14 protein-coding genes are annotated in these 16,891 nt (G+C 55.9%); 7 read left to right on the forward strand and 7 right to left on the reverse strand.

Features of this window, described 5'->3' with window-relative positions; all coding sequences use genetic code 11:
• Nucleotides 1-27: 27 nt before the first annotated feature.
• Both tsf and rpsB read right to left on the reverse strand, forming a co-directional pair.
• Entirely contained in the window at nucleotides 28-879 is an 852-nt protein-coding gene (gene tsf, locus NG99_RS21110; RefSeq protein WP_034897376.1) for a translation elongation factor Ts, read from the reverse strand.
• 197 nt (nucleotides 880-1,076) lie between these two features.
• Nucleotides 1,077-1,802 (reverse strand): 30S ribosomal protein S2, encoded by a 726-nt coding sequence (gene rpsB, locus NG99_RS21115; protein ID WP_157032673.1) that lies wholly within the window; start codon nucleotides 1,800-1,802, stop codon nucleotides 1,077-1,079.
• A gap of 332 nt (nucleotides 1,803-2,134) precedes the next feature.
• Between rpsB and map the strand changes: the two genes are divergently transcribed.
• The 4 genes from map (at nucleotide 2,135) to NG99_RS21135 (ending at nucleotide 7,369) form a co-directional block, all read left to right on the forward strand.
• Nucleotides 2,135-2,929 (forward strand): type I methionyl aminopeptidase, encoded by a 795-nt coding sequence (map, locus tag NG99_RS21120; RefSeq protein ID WP_034897382.1) that lies wholly within the window; start codon nucleotides 2,135-2,137, stop codon nucleotides 2,927-2,929.
• 122 nt (nucleotides 2,930-3,051) lie between these two features.
• Nucleotides 3,052-5,697 (forward strand): bifunctional uridylyltransferase/uridylyl-removing protein GlnD, encoded by a 2,646-nt coding sequence (gene glnD / locus NG99_RS21125; RefSeq protein WP_034897385.1) that lies wholly within the window; start codon nucleotides 3,052-3,054, stop codon nucleotides 5,695-5,697.
• Nucleotides 5,698-5,812: 115 nt separating this feature from the next.
• Nucleotides 5,813-6,637, forward strand: a complete 825-nt coding sequence (dapD, locus tag NG99_RS21130) for a 2,3,4,5-tetrahydropyridine-2,6-dicarboxylate N-succinyltransferase (protein ID WP_034897389.1) — start codon at nucleotides 5,813-5,815, stop codon at nucleotides 6,635-6,637.
• 339 nt (nucleotides 6,638-6,976) lie between these two features.
• Nucleotides 6,977-7,369: a DUF3461 family protein gene (locus NG99_RS21135; protein WP_034897392.1), complete on the forward strand. Its 393-nt coding sequence runs from the start codon at nucleotides 6,977-6,979 to the stop codon at nucleotides 7,367-7,369.
• Nucleotides 7,370-7,460: 91 nt separating this feature from the next.
• On the opposite strand, the gene NG99_RS21140 is transcribed toward NG99_RS21135, so the two are convergent.
• From NG99_RS21140 to dgt, 3 genes are all read right to left on the reverse strand, one after another.
• Nucleotides 7,461-8,618 carry a CdaR family transcriptional regulator gene (locus tag NG99_RS21140; protein ID WP_034897394.1) on the reverse strand — a complete coding sequence of 386 codons (1,158 nt, stop codon included), beginning with the start codon at nucleotides 8,616-8,618 and terminating at the stop codon, nucleotides 7,461-7,463.
• Between the two features lie 181 nt (nucleotides 8,619-8,799).
• Nucleotides 8,800-10,236 (reverse strand): serine endoprotease DegP, encoded by a 1,437-nt coding sequence (degP, locus tag NG99_RS21145; RefSeq protein ID WP_034897396.1) that lies wholly within the window; start codon nucleotides 10,234-10,236, stop codon nucleotides 8,800-8,802.
• Nucleotides 10,237-10,382: 146 nt separating this feature from the next.
• Complete coding sequence (gene dgt, locus NG99_RS21150) at nucleotides 10,383-11,888, reverse strand: dGTPase (protein WP_034897399.1); 1,506 nt, start codon at nucleotides 11,886-11,888, stop codon at nucleotides 10,383-10,385.
• A gap of 129 nt (nucleotides 11,889-12,017) precedes the next feature.
• Between dgt and mtnN the strand changes: the two genes are divergently transcribed.
• Nucleotides 12,018-12,716 (forward strand): 5'-methylthioadenosine/S-adenosylhomocysteine nucleosidase, encoded by a 699-nt coding sequence (gene mtnN, locus NG99_RS21155; RefSeq protein WP_034897897.1) that lies wholly within the window; start codon nucleotides 12,018-12,020, stop codon nucleotides 12,714-12,716.
• Entirely contained in the window at nucleotides 12,709-13,506 is a 798-nt protein-coding gene (gene btuF, locus NG99_RS21160; RefSeq protein WP_034897402.1) for a vitamin B12 ABC transporter substrate-binding protein BtuF, read from the forward strand. Before mtnN ends, btuF begins: the two co-directional genes overlap by 8 nt.
• 53 nt (nucleotides 13,507-13,559) lie before the next feature.
• Here btuF and erpA read toward each other — a convergent pair whose 3' ends face one another.
• Both erpA and clcA read right to left on the reverse strand, forming a co-directional pair.
• Nucleotides 13,560-13,904 (reverse strand): iron-sulfur cluster insertion protein ErpA, encoded by a 345-nt coding sequence (gene erpA / locus NG99_RS21165; protein ID WP_034897405.1) that lies wholly within the window; start codon nucleotides 13,902-13,904, stop codon nucleotides 13,560-13,562.
• Nucleotides 13,905-14,020: 116 nt separating this feature from the next.
• Nucleotides 14,021-15,433, reverse strand: coding sequence for a H(+)/Cl(-) exchange transporter ClcA (gene clcA / locus NG99_RS21170; RefSeq protein WP_034897408.1), 1,413 nt, complete (start codon nucleotides 15,431-15,433; stop codon nucleotides 14,021-14,023).
• A gap of 170 nt (nucleotides 15,434-15,603) precedes the next feature.
• On the opposite strand from clcA, the gene hemL reads away from it, so the two are divergent.
• Nucleotides 15,604-16,887, forward strand: coding sequence for a glutamate-1-semialdehyde 2,1-aminomutase (hemL, locus tag NG99_RS21175; RefSeq protein ID WP_034897411.1), 1,284 nt, complete (start codon nucleotides 15,604-15,606; stop codon nucleotides 16,885-16,887).
• The last annotated feature ends 4 nt before the right edge of the window (nucleotides 16,888-16,891 follow it).

Below are 16,891 nucleotides of genomic sequence, written 5' to 3' on the forward strand. Positions count from 1 at the left end.
CCGCCGATTGGCGGTTCTTTTCGTTCATTAAGACTGCTTAGACATGGCAGCAACTTCTGCTGCGAAATCCGTTTCAGCTTTCTCAATGCCTTCACCCACTTCGAAGCGGATAAAGCTGACTACGTCTGCATTTTTCTCTTTCAGCAGCTGGCCCACGGTTTTGCTCGGGTCCATAACGAAAGGCTGGCCGGTCAGAGACACTTCGCCGGTGAATTTCTTCATGCGGCCTTCAACCATTTTCTCTGCGATTTCTTTCGGCTTGCCAGACTGCATGGCGATGTCCAGCTGAACCTGGAACTCTTTTTCAACCACGTCAGCAGAAACGTCTTCTGGCTTAACGAATTCTGGCTTGCTGGCGGCAACGTGCATCGCCAGTTGCTTAACCAGCTCTTCATCAGCGCCGGTAGCCGCGATCACAACGCCGATGCGCGCGCCGTGCAGGTAGCTGCCCAGCACATCGCCTTCCAGCGCAGAGACGCGGCGAATGTTGATGTTTTCACCAATTTTAGCCACCAGCGCAACGCGCTCTTCTTCAAACTGGGCTTTCAACACTTCAACATCGGTGATTTTGCCGGCAGCCGCAGCATCCAGCACTTTGTCAGCAAACGCCTGGAAACCGGCGTCTTTAGCCACGAAGTCAGTCTGGCAGTTAACTTCCAGAATCACACCGTAGTTGCCTACGATCTTGGTTTTGATCACGCCGTCAGCAGCCACGTTGCCTGCTTTTTTAGCCGCTTTGATCGCGCCAGACTTACGCATGTTCTCGATCGCCAGCTCGATGTCGCCGTTGGCTTCAGTCAGTGATTTTTTGCAATCCATCATGCCAGCGCCAGTGCGCTCGCGCAGTTCTTTTACCAGAGCAGCGGTAATATCAGCCATTCTCTAATCCTCGGTTAGCTTGCATCTGCCAGCGATGCCCAAACGGCGATCGCCACAAATGCCTGGTCTCGGGAGAAACATTCTGCCCCGCCGGTTGTGACAACCGGCAAAGCGAATTCGAATAAATAAAGGGGCCAATGCAGGCCCCTTACAGATTAACATCTGATGTCTAAGGGCTCTCTGAGGAGCGATCCTTATTACTCAGCTTCGGCGAAAGTTTCTTCAGCCTGCTGAGCCAGATCCTGAGAGCGACCTTCACGCACAGTGGTAGCCACTGCGGTCAGGTACAGGCTTACAGCACGGATTGCATCGTCATTACCAGGAATGATGAAGTCAACGCCGTCTGGATCAGAGTTGGTATCAACGATAGCAAAGACCGGGATACCCAGGTTGTTTGCTTCTTTGATAGCGATGTGTTCGTGGTCAGCATCAACAACGAACAGTGCGTCAGGCAGGCCGCCCATATCTTTGATACCGCCCAGGCTGTTTTCCAGCTTGGCCAGTTCGCGAGTACGCATCAGCGCTTCTTTCTTGGTCAGCTTATCGAAGGTACCGTCCTGAGACTGGATTTCCAGGTCTTTCAGACGTTTGATGGACTGACGAACGGTTTTCCAGTTAGTCAGCATGCCACCCAACCAGCGATGGTTTACGAAGAACTGGTCACAGCTCAGCGCAGACTCTTTTACCGCTTCGCTTGCAGCGCGCTTAGTACCGACCATCAGGATCTTTCCTTTACGGGAAGCGATCTTGTTCAGTTCAGCCAGAGCTTCGTTGAACATTGGCACGGTTTTTTCAAGGTTGATGATGTGAACTTTGTTACGAGCGCCGAAGATGAATGGCTTCATTTTCGGGTTCCAGTAACGGGTCTGGTGACCGAAGTGTACACCGGCCTTGAGCATGTCGCGCATGGAAACAGTTGCCATGATTACCTCTATAGAATGATTTGGGGTTAAGCCTCCATGTATCCCATACAACCGACCCGGCAGTCTGCTTGCGCAGCCATTAAGGCACCCCGGCGTACGTGTCGATACATGTGTGTTATTTACACATAATGAGATTTATGCGTTCCCCTGCTAAACTGGCTCGCAGAGAATCGTCGGCGCGCTTTATACCACAAAGCGCCCTGTGAAGCCAATAGTTGTTCTCCAGGCATCCGCCTGCCACAAACTGCAATTGGCAGAGCAAAGGTGGCCTGCTACCATTGCTGCACTTCCTTTATTAGTGTCGAAATTAGCGACAACTGCGGACAAAATTAATGGCAATTACCATCAAAACCCCTGAAGAAGTCGAGAAAATGCGCGTAGCGGGCCGCCTGGCCGCTGAAGTTCTCGAAATGATTGAAGAACATGTTAAGCCCGGTATCAGCACCGGCGAGCTGGACCGCCTGTGTCACGATTATATCGTCAACACTCAGCATGCTATCTCCGCCAGCCTGGGCTATCACGGCTTCCCGAAATCGGTCTGTATCTCAATTAATGAAGTGGTTTGCCACGGCATTCCCAGCGACGAGCGGATCCTGAAAGATGGCGATATCGTCAATATCGACGTGACGGTGATCAAAGATGAGTATCACGGCGATACCTCAAAAATGTTTATCGTCGGCAAGCCGACCATCCAGGGCGAGCGCCTGTGCCGCATCACCCAGGAGAGCCTCTATCTGGCGCTGCGGATGGTTAAGCCTGGCATCCGCCTGCGGACCCTTGGCCGCGAGATCCAGAAATTTGTCGAGGCGCAGGATTTCTCCGTGGTGCGTGAGTACTGCGGCCACGGCATTGGCAAGGGCTTCCACGAAGAGCCGCAGGTGCTGCATTACGATGCGGACGATGGCGGCGTGGTGCTGCAGCCTGGTATGGCCTTCACTATCGAACCGATGGTCAACGCGGGCGATTACCGCATCCGTAGCATGAAAGATGGCTGGACGGTAAAAACCAAAGATCGCAGCCTGTCAGCTCAGTACGAGCACACCATTGTGGTCACGGAAAACGGCTGCGAAATTATGACGCTGCGTAAGGATGACACCATTCCGGCCATCCTGACTCACGATGTCTAAAAGCATAGAGCAATAAAAAACCGGCGAAAGCCGGTTTTTTTTGATCTCAGGCTGGCGCTGGCGCTATTGTCAGTGGAGATTTTCTTATTCTGGCTCGCAGAGCATTTAGCAGGAGCAGTGGCGTGACCAAAACCCTCAAGGATTACAAGAAGTCCGGCTCCCCTACCCACTGGGTTGATGCCGAACTGACCCGTGAATCCCTTAAGCAGCATCTTGACCAGTTTCAGCAGTTGATGGCCGCCGCGTTTGACGCTGGCGAAGAAGTTGAAGTCCTTGTTGATGCGCGCACGCTGTTTATCGACCGGCTTTTAAGGCGCCTGTGGCGCTTCTTTGGCTTCCCGGAAAAGAAAGGTATCGCTCTGGTCGCCGTCGGCGGCTATGGCCGTGGAGAGCTGCATCCGCTCTCCGATATCGACGTGCTGATCCTCAGCCGCCAGCCACTTTCAGAGAAGAACGCCCAGCGGACCAGCGAGCTGCTGACGCTGATGTGGGATTTGAAACTGGAAGTGGGCCACAGCGTACGCACGCTGGAAGAGTGCCTGCTGGAGGGGCTGTCGGACCTGAGCGTAGCGACCAACCTGATTGAATCCCGCATGCTGACCGGCGACGTAGCCCTGTTTCTCGAACTGCAAAAAAACGTGTTCAGCGATGGATTCTGGCCCTCTGACCGCTTTTTCGCCGCCAAAATTGAGGAGCAGCAGCAGCGCCACCTGCGCTATCACGGCACCAGTTACAATCTGGAGCCGGATATCAAAAGCAGTCCCGGCGGCCTGCGAGATATCCATACGCTGCTGTGGGTGGCGCGTCGCCATTTCGGCGCCACCTCGCTGGACGAAATGGTCGGATTTGGCTTCCTGAAAGAGGTTGAACGCAACGAGCTGAACGAGTGCCAGAGTTTCCTGTGGCGCATTCGCTTCGCGCTGCACCTCACCCTCCCCCGCTATGACAACCGGCTGCTGTTCGACCGCCAGCTGAACGTGGCCCAGCGCCTGAACTATCAAGGGGAAGGCAACGAGCCGGTTGAGCGGATGATGAAAGATTTTTACCGGGTGACCCGCCGCGTCAGCGAGCTTAATCATATGCTGCTGCAACTGTTTGATGAGGCCATCCTTGCGCTGGGAGAAGACGAGAAGCCGCGCGCCATTGACGATGAGTTCCAGCTGCGCGGCTCGCTGATCGACTTGATTGATGAATCGCTGTTCTCCCGCGAGCCGGTAGCCATCATGCGGATGTTCTACGTGATGGTGCGGATGCAAAAAATCACCGGGATTTACTCGACGACGCTGCGCCAGCTCAGGCACGCGCGCCGCCATCTTAAGCAGCCGCTCTGCACCATCCCAGAGGCTCGCCGCCTGTTTCTCGCCATCCTGCGTCATCCTGGCGCGGTCAGCCAGGCGCTGGTGCCGATGCATCGCCACAGCGTGCTGTGGGCCTATATGCCGCAGTGGGGCAATATTGTCGGACAGATGCAGTTTGATCTGTTTCACGCTTATACCGTAGACGAACACACCATCCGGGTGCTGCAAAAACTGGAAAGCTTCGCCAGTCCGGCCACCCGCCCGCGCCATCCGCTTTGCGTGGAAATCTGGCCGCGCCTGCCGCAGGTTGAGCTGTTGCTGATGGCCGCCTTATTCCACGACATTGCCAAAGGACGCGGCGGCGACCACTCCATACTTGGCGCGCAGGACGCGCTGGAGTTTGCCGAGCTGCACGGCCTGAACTCCCGAGAAGCCCAGCTGGTAGCCTGGCTGGTGCGCCACCATCTGCTGATGTCCGTGACCGCGCAGCGGCGTGATATTCAGGACCCGACCGAGATCCAGCAGTTTGCCGAGGTGATCCAGAATGAGAATCAGCTGCGCTACCTGGTGTGCCTGACGGTTGCCGATATCTGCGCCACCAATGAAAACCTGTGGAACAGCTGGAAGCAGAGCCTGCTACGCGAGCTGTTCTTCGCCACCGAGAAGCAGCTGCGCCGCGGCATGGAGAACAGCCCGGATCTGCGCGAAAGGGTTCGCCATCACCGGCTTCAGGCGCTGGCGCTGCTGCGAATGGATAATATCAACGAGCAGGCGCTGCACCACATCTGGAGCCGCTGCCGCGCCGATTATTTCCTGCGCCACTCGCCAAATCAGCTGGCCTGGCACGCCCGGCACCTGATGGATCACGATTTGACCCAGCCGCTGGTGCTGGTCAGCCCACAGGCCACGCGCGGCGGCACCGAGATCTTTATCTGGAGCCCGGACCGGCCTTATCTGTTCGCTACCGTGGCGGGAGAACTGGATCGAAGAAATCTCAGCGTCCATGACGCCCAGATCTTTACCAGCCGGGACGGCATGGCGATGGATACCTTTATCGTGCTTGAGCCGGACGGCAGCCCTCTGGCGGGCGATCGGCATGGGGTTATCCGTCAGGCGCTGGAGCAGGCCATTAGCCAGACCAGCTGGCAATCACCCAGGCCGCGCCGCCAGTCGGCCAGGCTCAAGCATTTCAGCGTGGAGACGGAGGCCAAATTTTTGCCTGCTCATACCGACAGCCGCACCTATCTGGAGCTGATCGCGCTGGATCAGCCAGGGCTGCTGGCGCGCGTCGGCGAAGTTTTCGCCGATTTGGGCGTGTCGCTGCACGGCGCGAGGATCAGCACCATCGGCGAACGGGTGGAGGATTTGTTTATTCTCGCTAACAGTGAACGGCGCGCGCTGAGCCCGGAATTGCGCGTAGAGTTACAACAACGGTTGACAGATGCCCTTAATCCAAACGATAAAGTGTGACCCAGATTGAATTTTTAACACGTCTTGTGGGACAACCTCGCCGGGCTTGTGGCGCAGTAAACGGCCCGGACGGTCCCGCAGCTGGAACATGATTTGACACAGGAAATCGGAATTAATGCAACAATTACAGAATGTTATTGAGAGCGCTTTCGAGCGTCGCGCTGAAATCACCCCGGCGAACGCTGACACCGTTACCCGCGAAGCGGTCAGCCAGGTTATCAGCCTGCTGGACAGCGGGGCGCTGCGCGTCGCAGAAAAGATCGACGGTCAGTGGGTAACGCATCAGTGGCTGAAGAAAGCCGTCCTGCTCTCCTTCCGCATCAATGACAATCAGGTGATTGACGGCGCCGAAAGCCGTTTCTACGACAAAGTGCCGATGAAGTTTGCCGACTATGATGACGCGCGATTCAAAAAAGAAGGCTTCCGCGTAGTGCCGCCAGCAGCGGTACGCCAGGGGGCGTTTATCGCTCGCAATACCGTGCTGATGCCTTCTTATGTCAACATCGGTGCTTACGTTGATGAAGGTTCGATGGTGGATACCTGGGCCACCGTCGGTTCCTGTGCTCAGATTGGTAAAAACGTGCACCTGTCGGGCGGCGTGGGCATTGGCGGCGTGCTTGAGCCGCTACAGGCCAACCCAACCATCATCGAAGATAACTGCTTTATCGGCGCGCGCTCAGAAGTTGTTGAAGGGGTAATCGTTGAGGAAGGCGCGGTGATCTCAATGGGCGTCTATATCGGTCAGAGCACCAAAATCTACGATCGCGAAACGGGCGAAGTCAGCTATGGCCGCATCCCTGCGGGTTCGGTGGTCGTTTCCGGCAACCTGCCATCTAAAGACGGCAGCTACAGCCTGTACTGCGCGGTGATCGTCAAGAAAGTTGACGCGAAAACTCGCGCTAAAGTGGGCATCAACGAACTGCTGCGCACCATCGACTAATCTTTCCGGGCCATGTTCCGTGGCCCGTAATCTTTTCTTTACACTTCCCCGGGCAACAACCTGTTTCGCGCAACGAAATAACTGATGCTATTGCGCAACAACTAAGCGATAATCCGCGCCGTTGATTTAAACCCATAAACAATTATCGTGAACCGGACTGCTATTTCACCGCTAAAATTTAACGCTGAAGTACGGAACGAGCGAGCTAAGTGAAGACAAGGCGTAAGCGCGCAGCCAGCGGGACGGACATTCGGTCCCTGAGTATGGCGGGCACTGCATAACGCAGTATTCACGACGCGCAGCCGGAGCGACAATCATTTCACTTAGGAACACATGACTATGTATGACAATCTGAAAGGCCTCGGCATCTCTTCTCCCGACGATATCGACCGTTATAGCCTGCGTCAGGAAGCCAGCAACGATATCCTGAAAATCTATTTCCGTAAGGACAAAGGCGAGTTCTTTGCCAAGAGCGTGAAGTTCAAATATCCACGCCAGCGCAAAACCGTGGTGGCCGACAACGCCAGCCAGGGTTACAAAGAGATTCAGGAAATCAGCCCAAACCTGCGTTACGTTATCGATGAGCTGGACCAGATTTGCCAGCGCGACCAGGTTGAAGTGGATCTGAAACGCAAAATTCTTGAAGATCTGCGTCATCTGGAAAACGTGGTTTCCAATAAAATCAGCGAGATCGAATCCGATCTGGAAAAGCTGACCCGCAGCGGCCGCTAATCCCAGCCAGTTGCTACAAAAAGGCGGAGAATTCTCCGCCTTTTTTGATCCTGAAATTCGCCTTTCCCTCCCAGCCGGGAGCGCTCTATGCTCAGGGCTGCTCGTCCAGTTGCAGAGCAACGTACAGCAGCAGCCTGTCGTCGAAATTACTCAGATTAAGCCCGGTCAGTTCGGAGATGCGGTTCAGCCGGTACTCCAGCGTATTGCGATGAATATACAGCGCTTTTGCCGTAGCCGAGGGCTGAACGTTGTTGCTGAACCAGGAAACTAACGTTCTTCGCAGCAGCCCGTTGTTGTCCATCGACTTCAGCTTTGCCAGCGGGCGGGAAAGTTCGTTAGCCTGCCAGCCGCCGCGCAGGCTGTCCAGCAGCACCGGCAGCACTAAATCCTGATAAAAATAGCTGCGCTGATCGGGCATACGCTGTTTGCCGACCAGCATGGTGGTATGCGCCGTGCGGTACGAACGCGCAATGCTGCCCGGTCCGGTGAAGAAATTTCCCAGCGCGATGCGCATTCGCAGATGACCGCTCTCCTTCATCCGCGACAGTAGCAGCTCGACCCGCTTACGATGGTCATCGGCATCATAGCGGCCATGAGCATTAAACGCCGGTTTCAGCACCACCATTTCCGTCAGCGAGACGATAGCGATCAGATTATCTCTCTCCGGCGTGGTCAGCAGCGTTTGCAGTTGCTGAAGCTCGGACATGGCGCTGTCCACGCCCAGTTGGCCGCTGTCCACCTCCACAACCGCCACTACTCTGGGCTGATTGAGATCGATCCTCAGGCGCTGCGCCCACTCGACCAGCGCAGGAGAAAGTGTATCGCTGCGGATCAGGTTCAGCACCAGCTCTTCGCGCAGGCGACTGTCCTGCGCCAGCATATGCAGCAGGCGTGCCTGCTCAAGCATCATCTCGGCGGTCATGCACACCAGCTCGCCATAATGCCTGAGCGTTTCTGGCTCGCCGGTCAGGCCGATAACGCCGATGATATCGCCGTCGATTCGCATTGGAAGATTGATTCCGGGCCGGACACCGTGCAGGTGTTTGGCTACGCCTTCATCAATATCCACCACGCGCGCCTGCGAAAGCGCCAGCAGCGCGCCTTCGTGCATTTCACCAATACGTTCACGGTCGCCGCTGCCAATGATGCGGCCGCGCGCGTCCATCACATTGACATTGCTGTCAATAATTTGCATGGTGCGGGCGACAATGTCCTGTGCCAGACGAGCGTCCAGATGATAGGTAGCCATTTACTGCTCCAGAAAAGCATCATCCGCCAAGCATACCTGCGGGACCAGAGCGAAACATTGTGCATCTGCACTAAGCGCGAATCGGGCTGTGAAAATTGCGGGGAGTATCACAAAGAGAAAGGTTGAGGCGGCGGGGAAAAGCGAAAGAAGTGCCGACGGCTGGCGTCGGCACCCGGAGAGATTACTGCATCAGCAGATAAATGGAGCTGTCGCCACGCTGAATGTTCAGCGCCAACACCGAAGGTTTGGTATCAAGGATCTTGCGCAGCTCACCCAGGTTAGCAATCGCCTGTTGATTCACGCCGAGGATCACGTCATCCTTCTTCAGACCAATGCTGGCAGCGGCAGAGCCGGCCTTCACATTATCGACCTTCACGCCCTTCACGCCTTTTTCATCAAAGTTGCTCAGATCGGCCCCTTCGATACCGGTGTAAATCGTGGCCGATTCGACTTTAGTCTGGGTGCTCTGCTGAAGCTCAACGCTGACCGACAGCGGCTTGCCGTCGCGGATCAGGCCCAGAGACATTTTTGTCCCCACCGGCAGCGATCCAATCTGGGCACGCAGCGCGGCAAAGCTGGAGATCGCCTTACCGTTGATCGAGGTCACAACGTCCCCGGCCTTCACGCCGGCTTTGGCGGCAGAAGAGCCAGGCAGAACCTGGCTGACAAAGGCGCCGCGCTGTGCGTCCACCTTCATGGCTTTCGCCAGCTCGGAGTTCAGCTCGGTTCCCATGATCCCCAGTTCGCCACGTTTCACCTGCCCATATTCCACCATCTGCGCGGTCAGGTTTTTCACCATAGTGCTTGGGATAGCAAAACCGATACCAATGTTGCCGCCGTCCGGCGCCAGAATCGCGGTATTGATACCAATCAGCTCGCCGTTCAGGTTCACCAGCGCGCCGCCGGAGTTCCCACGGTTAATCGCGGCGTCGGTCTGAATAAAGTTTTCGTAGTTTTCCACGTTCAGGCCGCTGCGGCCCAGCGCGGAAACGATCCCTGAAGTGACGGTTTCGCCCAGGCCGTATGGGTTGCCGATCGCCACGGTGTAGTCGCCCACGCGCAGATCGTCAGAATCGGCAATTTTAATTGCCGTCAGGTTTTTCGCGTCTTTCAGCTGAATTAACGCAATATCCGAACGCGGATCTTTGCCGATCACTTTCGCATCGTATTTACGTCCGTCGCTGAGCTGAACCTGAATTTTGGTGGCGTTATCCACCACATGATTGTTGGTGACAACATAACCCTTAGTCGCGTCGATCACCACGCCAGAGCCCAGCGCGCGGAATTTCTCCTGCTGAGTATCGGCTCCGCCCTGGTTCTGCCCCTGACCGCCGCCCTGACACATTGGCGAACTCTGGAACGGCGAACCGTCCTGACAGAATGGCGAATTATTGCCAAAGAACTGCTGGAACTGCTGCGGCATCCTCGGTGTTTTAACCGTCGTGCTGCCTTCAACATTGATGCTCACTACCGAAGGCATCACTTTTTCCAGCATTGGGGCCAGGCTTGGCAGCTGCTGGCTGGAAGAAGAAGCGGTTTCGGCGGCCGTTGCCATCAGCGGGGTCATCGCCATTCCCAGGCTCAGAGCCAACGCGCTTGCTAAAAGTGTTTTTTTCATGCGTCTGTTTCTCTTGATATCCAATTATGCAACCATTGCTGTGGTCGTGATGATGAGAGTCACTTTTTATCGCGAAGTTCATGAAAAAGTTTCTGACAAAAGTAAATATTTATTGTCTGACTTTACAATTCATACAGTTTTTCGCGTTATTCCACCGCCATCAGGCGACGGTACTCATCCCAGGCATAGAGATCCGTCATGCCGCTGACATAATCCTGCAACATTCTCGCCCGGTAATAATATTCCCAAATGGCAATATCCTCCGCGCGATTATCCAGACGGCCCACGGCTTCACTGTAAGCCAGACGAAATCGGGTAGAAAGTTTATGGAACAGACGTGTCTCAATCGGGTAGCCTTTCAGGTAATCCTTTTCCACCAGTTCTGAAAATTCCGCCAGGCTCAGCTTCAGCAGTGGATGATAAATATCTAACAAACCGCTAATAACCCGATAACCCTGAAGCTCCAGTTGCTCGACGTCAGGATGATTAAACACATGACGGAAAGCGACTTTTTTAAAAATTTCCAGTAACTGATTCTGCTTGCTGCCGTCTTCCAGCAGCGCCTGGTTGAATTTTCCGTCGAACACTTCCGGCAAATTATCAATAAAGCGGCTGGCCGCATGCGGAACCAGGCGGGCAACGGTATTCACCCGTAAATACATAAAAAACTGGTCTTCACTGCTGCGGCTGGTTTGGGAACTTCTGGATTTATCCAGCGCGTTAGTCACGACCAGGCTAAATAAATCACCAGGCTGATGGTCAGGCCAGAGTTCAAATAAGTATTCATAAAGTTTTTCAACGGTGAAAATATTTTTTTCTACCGCATCTTCCAGATCGGCAACGCAATAAGAAATATCGTCAGCCGCCTCCATGATATAGGTCAGCGGGAAACGACAGTGTGGTTGCAGATCCAGTTCTTTACGCAGCCGGGCAACGTATTCTTCTTCCGCCAGATAATATCCTGGTTTTTTCATCAGATAATCGTGGCCCGGCGGAATTTTTCCACTGTGCCAGGCCGGGCGGGTATATTTCAGGATGCAGCCGACCTGCGCCCAGGTCAGGTTCATTTTCAGCAGCGAATGCACCATGCGAATCGCCTGAGCATTGCCTTCAAAATGAGATAAATCTTGACGAATCTTTGCACGCAGATCGTTAAATCCATCGGTTTTATAGTGCAGCACCGTCGGCTCACAGCGATCTTCATGCGCTTCCTCCGGCTGATAACCGGTATCCAACCGCTGGCGGAACCAGTCATTAATCGCGGATTCACCAAAATGACCAAACGGCGGGTTGCCGATATCGTGCATCAGGCAGGCCATTTCAACAATACTTTCGAACGGCCCGGTCAGCTGGGACAGGCCATAGTTCTCCAACTGCCCCAGCTCTTTCAGCCGGGTGAGAACCTCTTTAGCGATATAGCGCCCGACCTGCTGCACCTCCAGCGAATGGGTCAGCCTTGAACGCACGGCGGCATTGCGCTCCAGCGGGAAAACCTGGGTTTTCTGCTGCAGCCGACGAATCGCCGCCGAGTTGATAATGCGCCCGCGATCGCTCTCAAAAATACGCAGAATTTCATGCTCATCTTTCAGACCCTGCATCGGGCGATAGCGGCGCTGATAATTGATCTTTTTTCTGAAATCGATTTCGGTCATGCCTGCTTCCCATTGTCCGGCACCGGATTCATGCCCTGGATGCGCGTTGCGGATTATGTCCCTTATCCTGCCATGATAGACTATGCGCCGAAACCCCAGATTAATTCCACAACATTAGCGAGTATCCCTATGAAAGCAGGCATTATTGGTGCAATGGAGCAGGAAGTTACCCTGCTGCGCGACAAAATTGAAAATCGTCAGACGCTGACGCTGGCGGGCTGCGAGATTTACACCGGCACGCTCAATGGCGTTGAGGTGGCGCTGCTGAAATCGGGCATTGGTAAAGTGTCGGCCGCGCTGGGCACCACCCTGCTGCTGCAACTTTGCAAGCCGGACTTCGTGATTAACACCGGTTCGGCAGGCGGCCTGGCGGCTTCGCTGAAAGTCGGCGACATTGTCGTGTCAGACGAAGTGCGCTATCACGATGCCGACGTTACCGCATTCGGCTATGAACCTGGTCAGATGGCTGGCTGCCCGGCCGCCTTTACCGCAGACGCCGGGCTGATTAAAGCCGCTGAAGCCTCGATCAAACAGCTGGGCCTCCATGCGGTACGCGGCCTGGTGCTCAGCGGTGATGCCTTTATCAACGGCGCGGAACCGCTGGCGCGCATTCGCGCGACCTTCCCCCAGGCGGTTGGCGTAGAGATGGAAGCGACGGCAATTGCCCACGTTTGCCACCAGTTCGGCGTGCCCTTTGTGGTGGTTCGCGCCATTTCTGACGTAGCTAACCAGGATTCGCACCTCAGTTTTGAAGAGTTCCTGACCGTGGCGGCGAAACAATCCTCTCTGATGGTTGAAACGCTGCTAACCAATCTGTCACATGGCTAAGCGTTGGCTTTTTCTGCTGCTGCTGGCCTGCTTTAGTTCGCTGGCGGCAGCGCCGCGAGTGGTTACGCTGGCCCCCAGCCTGACAGAGCTGGCCTTTGCCGCAGGCATTACTCCGGTAGGCGTCAGCGCTTTTTCCGACTATCCTCCTGCCGCCAGCCGCCTTGAACAGGTGGCGAACTGGCAAGGCATCAATACCGAGCGCATCCTGGCGCTTAAGCCTGATGTGGTGCTGGCCTGGCGGGAGGGGAATCCCCAGCGCCAGGTTGATCAGCTCACAGCCTTCGGTATTCACGTAGTCTGGATCGATCCCGCTTCCATCAGCCAGATCGTCGCCAGCCTTCGTCAGCTGAAAGCCTGGAGCCCTGCGCCAGAGCAGGCCGATCGCGCCGCCGATGCGCTGCTACAGCAGCAGCTGGCGCTGCGTCAGCGTTATGCCGCGCTGCCGAAGAAAAAAGTTTTTCTCCAGTTTGGTCAGCATCCCCTTTTCACCGCCTCCGGCAAAACGTTGCAGAATGAGATTTTGCAGCTCTGCGGCGGCGAAAACATTTTTGCCGACAGCCGGGTCGCCTGGCCTCAGGTGAGCCGGGAACAGGTGCTGATGCGAAAGCCGGTGGCGATTGTGGCGGGAGGAGACGCGAAGCAGATTGCGCAAGTTGAGGCTTTTTGGCGTCCTCAGCTAACGGTGACGACGATTGCCGTCAATGATGACTGGTTTAGTCGTCCGGGCCCCCGCATTCTGCTGGCCGCACAACAGTTATGCAGTCAGCTGCATCCAGAACAGCAACCCTGAGGATTTAAAAGAGGGGTCATCACCCCGGCAGCGGACGCGCCGGGGCGGCAGTATCAGATACTGAACGAAGATCCGCAGCCGCAGGTAGTTTTAGCATTCGGGTTGGTCACAACAAACCGCGACCCTTCAAGGCCTTCGGTATAGTCGACCGAGCCGCCTACCAGATATTGCAGGCTCATCGGATCAACCACCAGTGCCACGCCAGCCTTTTCGATGGTCATATCGCCGTCGTTGATCTTGTCGTCAAAGGTAAAGCCGTACTGGAAGCCGCTACAGCCGCCGCCGGTGATATACACACGCAGCTTCAGATCTGGATTTTCTTCATCAGAAATCAGATTTTTGACTTTACTGGCCGCAGCTTCGGTAAACTGCAGGGGCAGAGCTATGTCTTCACTCATTTATTACTCCGGTATGCATTCAGGCGGTTGCCTGTCAGGTCATAATTCGACCTTCTTTCGCCTCATTATCTTATACACAAGTATAGCAATCAAGTATCCGCCGTTTTCCCTTCCGGCTATGTGGCACTCTGTGCTGCCACTTTTTCGTCATCTTTTTGCTGCTGTTTAGCCAGTGTCCGCGCCAGCAGCGAAGAGTAGAGCGGCTTACCGCCAAGAAATTGTGCCACCAGGGTTGCCCCAAGACAGGTAATAATCATCGGCAGAATGAGCTGATAATTGTCGGTCATTTCCAGAACCAGCACGATCCCGGTCAGCGGCGCCCGCACCGAGGCGGCGAAAAGCGCCCCCATTCCGGCAATAGCAAAGGTGCCAGCCTGGAGATGACTGGCGGGAAAAAGTGACGCGCTCGCCATGCCGAAGGCCGTGCCCAACAGCGTTCCTAGCGCCAGCATTGGCGCAAAAATACCGCCCGGCGCGCCGGAGCCAAAGCACAGCAAGGTAGTCACCACTCGGGTGATAAAAATAAACAACAGCATACCGAGCGTATAATTCCCGGCTGCGGCAATCGGGATCAGACTAAATCCGCCGCCCGCCGCCTCGGGCTCAATCACGCCCAGTACGCCACACACGCCGCCCAGCACGCCGCCAATAATCAGGATCTTGCGCAGGTTGCCGCCATGCAGGCGCTGGAACAGGTCCTGGGTGCGGAAGATCAGAGCGTTGAACAGCACGCCAACGCCGCCGAACAGCATTCCCAGCAGCAGATAAAGCCAGAGCGTATTCACTGGCGCACTGGCAAGCTTGCCCACGACGATCACCGCGCCCTCGCCGTTAAAGATGCGGAACACAATGCTCGACATGATCACGCCGATAAAGACGGCTTTGATCGAGATAACGCTGTAGCGAAACTGGAGCCTCATCTCTTCAATAATGAACAGAATGCCAGCCAACGGCGCGTTAAACGCTGCGGAGAGTCCGGCGGCGGCCCCCGTCGCCAGCAGCGAGTGGCGGGCTTCCGTGCTTTTCATGCGAAAAATATCCAGCACCATTCTGCCAATATTGCCTCCCAGCTGCACGGTAGGCCCTTCGCGGCCCAGCACCATACCCGCGCCCAGGGCGCCCATGCCGCCGACAAACTTAACGGGGATAACTCGCCACCAGCGGACGGGGCGCAGCTCTTCCAGCGCCCCTTCTATTTCAGGGATACCGGAGCCGGACGCTTCCGGCGCGAAACGCCTGACGAGGTAATAGCCCACCATTGCCAGCAGGGCCGAGAGGATAAACGCCAGCGGAAAAACCAGCAGCCAGTGATGCTCAACGGTCGCCAACATCGCCAGCCGCTCAGTGGTAACGGCGTTCACCGCTTTTTCAAACGCTATGCCAACCAGCCCGGCCAGCGTCCCCACTATCGCCGCTACAACCAGCACGGCGCCGGGCGTTTTATCTTTTCGCAGGAGCAAGCGGAGAAAGTCACCGCGCCTGGCTGGCACCGTGTTTAACTGCTCAGTAGATGACGTTGATTCGCTCATATCCCATTCATGGTTAAGTAAAGGCAGGCCCGTATCTTACTCCGCTGGCGCGAGCTGTCCCGGGAAAATTCATCGCTAATCGTGTCAAAAGAGCGACTGACCTTTTAACCCGGCCCCATGTTCCCTTAGAATGGCGGGGTTTTTCTTAATGTATTCTCAGGAGCGGAACCATGAGTAAGTCTGAAAATCTGTATGCTCAGGCGCAGCAACTAATTCCCGGCGGCGTGAACTCCCCGGTACGCGCCTTTAGCGGCGTTGGCGGTGTGCCGCTCTTTATTGACCGCGCCGACGGCGCTTACTTATATGATGCCGACGGTAAAGAGTACGTAGACTATGTCGGTTCCTGGGGACCAATGGTGCTCGGCCACAATCATCCGGCAATCCGTAATGCGGTGATTGAAGCAGCAGAGCGCGGACTGAGCTTTGGCGCGCCGACCGAGATGGAAGTGAAAATGGCCAGGCTGGTCACCACGCTGGTGCCAACCATGGATATGGTGCGGATGGTGAACTCCGGAACAGAAGCCACCATGAGCGCCATCCGCCTGGCGCGCGGTTTCACCCATCGCGATAAAATCATTAAGTTCGAAGGCTGCTATCACGGCCATGCCGACTGCCTGCTGGTAAAAGCCGGGTCGGGCGCGCTGACGCTGGGCCAGCCGAACTCTCCGGGTGTCCCGGCGGATTTCGCGAAGCACACCCTGACCTGCACCTGGAACGATCTGGCTTCCGTGCGGGCCGCCTTCGAGCAGTATCCGCACGAGATCGCCTGCATCATCGTTGAGCCGGTCGCTGGCAACATGAACTGCATCCCGCCGCACGCCGACTTCCTGCCAGGCCTGCGCACGCTGTGCGACGAGTTTGGCGCGCTGTTGATTATTGATGAAGTGATGACCGGTTTCCGCGTCGCGCTGGCTGGCGCGCAGGCGCATTACGGCGTCAAGCCTGACCTGACCTGCCTCGGCAAAATCATCGGCGGTGGAATGCCTGTAGGCGCCTTCGGCGGACGCCGCGAGATCATGGACGCGCTGGCACCGACCGGCCCGGTTTACCAGGCTGGCACGCTCTCCGGCAATCCGATTGCGATGGCCGCCGGTTTTGCCTGTCTGAGTGAGATTGCTAAGCCAGGCAACCACGAGAAGCTGGCCGCGCTGACAACCCAACTGGCCGAAGGGCTGCTGGCCGCAGCGAAAGAAGCCGATATTCCGCTGGTCATCAACCATGTGGGCGGCATGTTTGGCCTGTTCTTCACCCCGGCCAAAGAGGTCACCTGCTATCAGGACGTCACGGAGTGCGACGTAGAGCGCTTCAAAACGTTTTTCCACCTGATGCTGAAGGAAGGAATTTACCTCGCGCCTTCAGCCTTTGAGGCAGGTTTCATGTCGCTGGCCCACAGCGAAAAGGACATTGAGCGGACTATTGATGCGGCACGCCGCAGCTTCGCAAAATTAGCCTGACAGC

This window comes from Erwinia typographi (assembly GCF_000773975.1).
GTDB lineage: Bacteria > Pseudomonadota > Gammaproteobacteria > Enterobacterales > Enterobacteriaceae > Erwinia > Erwinia typographi.

Bases quoted from the DNA above. Each gene is read 5' to 3' on its own strand.
- tsf (WP_034897376.1), bottom strand. From the start codon at position 879: ATGGCTGATATTACCGCTGCTCTGGTAAAAGAACTGCGCGAGCGCACT.
- rpsB (WP_157032673.1), bottom strand. From the start codon at position 1,802: ATGGCAACTGTTTCCATGCGCGACATGCTCAAGGCCGGTGTACACTTC.
- map (WP_034897382.1), top strand. From the start codon at position 2,135: ATGGCAATTACCATCAAAACCCCTGAAGAAGTCGAGAAAATGCGCGTA.
- dapD (WP_034897389.1), top strand. From the start codon at position 5,813: ATGCAACAATTACAGAATGTTATTGAGAGCGCTTTCGAGCGTCGCGCT.
- NG99_RS21135 (WP_034897392.1), top strand. From the start codon at position 6,977: ATGTATGACAATCTGAAAGGCCTCGGCATCTCTTCTCCCGACGATATC.
- NG99_RS21140 (WP_034897394.1), bottom strand. From the start codon at position 8,618: ATGGCTACCTATCATCTGGACGCTCGTCTGGCACAGGACATTGTCGCC.
- degP (WP_034897396.1), bottom strand. From the start codon at position 10,236: ATGAAAAAAACACTTTTAGCAAGCGCGTTGGCTCTGAGCCTGGGAATG.
- dgt (WP_034897399.1), bottom strand. From the start codon at position 11,888: ATGACCGAAATCGATTTCAGAAAAAAGATCAATTATCAGCGCCGCTAT.
- mtnN (WP_034897897.1), top strand. From the start codon at position 12,018: ATGAAAGCAGGCATTATTGGTGCAATGGAGCAGGAAGTTACCCTGCTG.
- btuF (WP_034897402.1), top strand. From the start codon at position 12,709: ATGGCTAAGCGTTGGCTTTTTCTGCTGCTGCTGGCCTGCTTTAGTTCG.
- erpA (WP_034897405.1), bottom strand. From the start codon at position 13,904: ATGAGTGAAGACATAGCTCTGCCCCTGCAGTTTACCGAAGCTGCGGCC.
- clcA (WP_034897408.1), bottom strand. From the start codon at position 15,433: ATGAGCGAATCAACGTCATCTACTGAGCAGTTAAACACGGTGCCAGCC.
- hemL (WP_034897411.1), top strand. From the start codon at position 15,604: ATGAGTAAGTCTGAAAATCTGTATGCTCAGGCGCAGCAACTAATTCCC.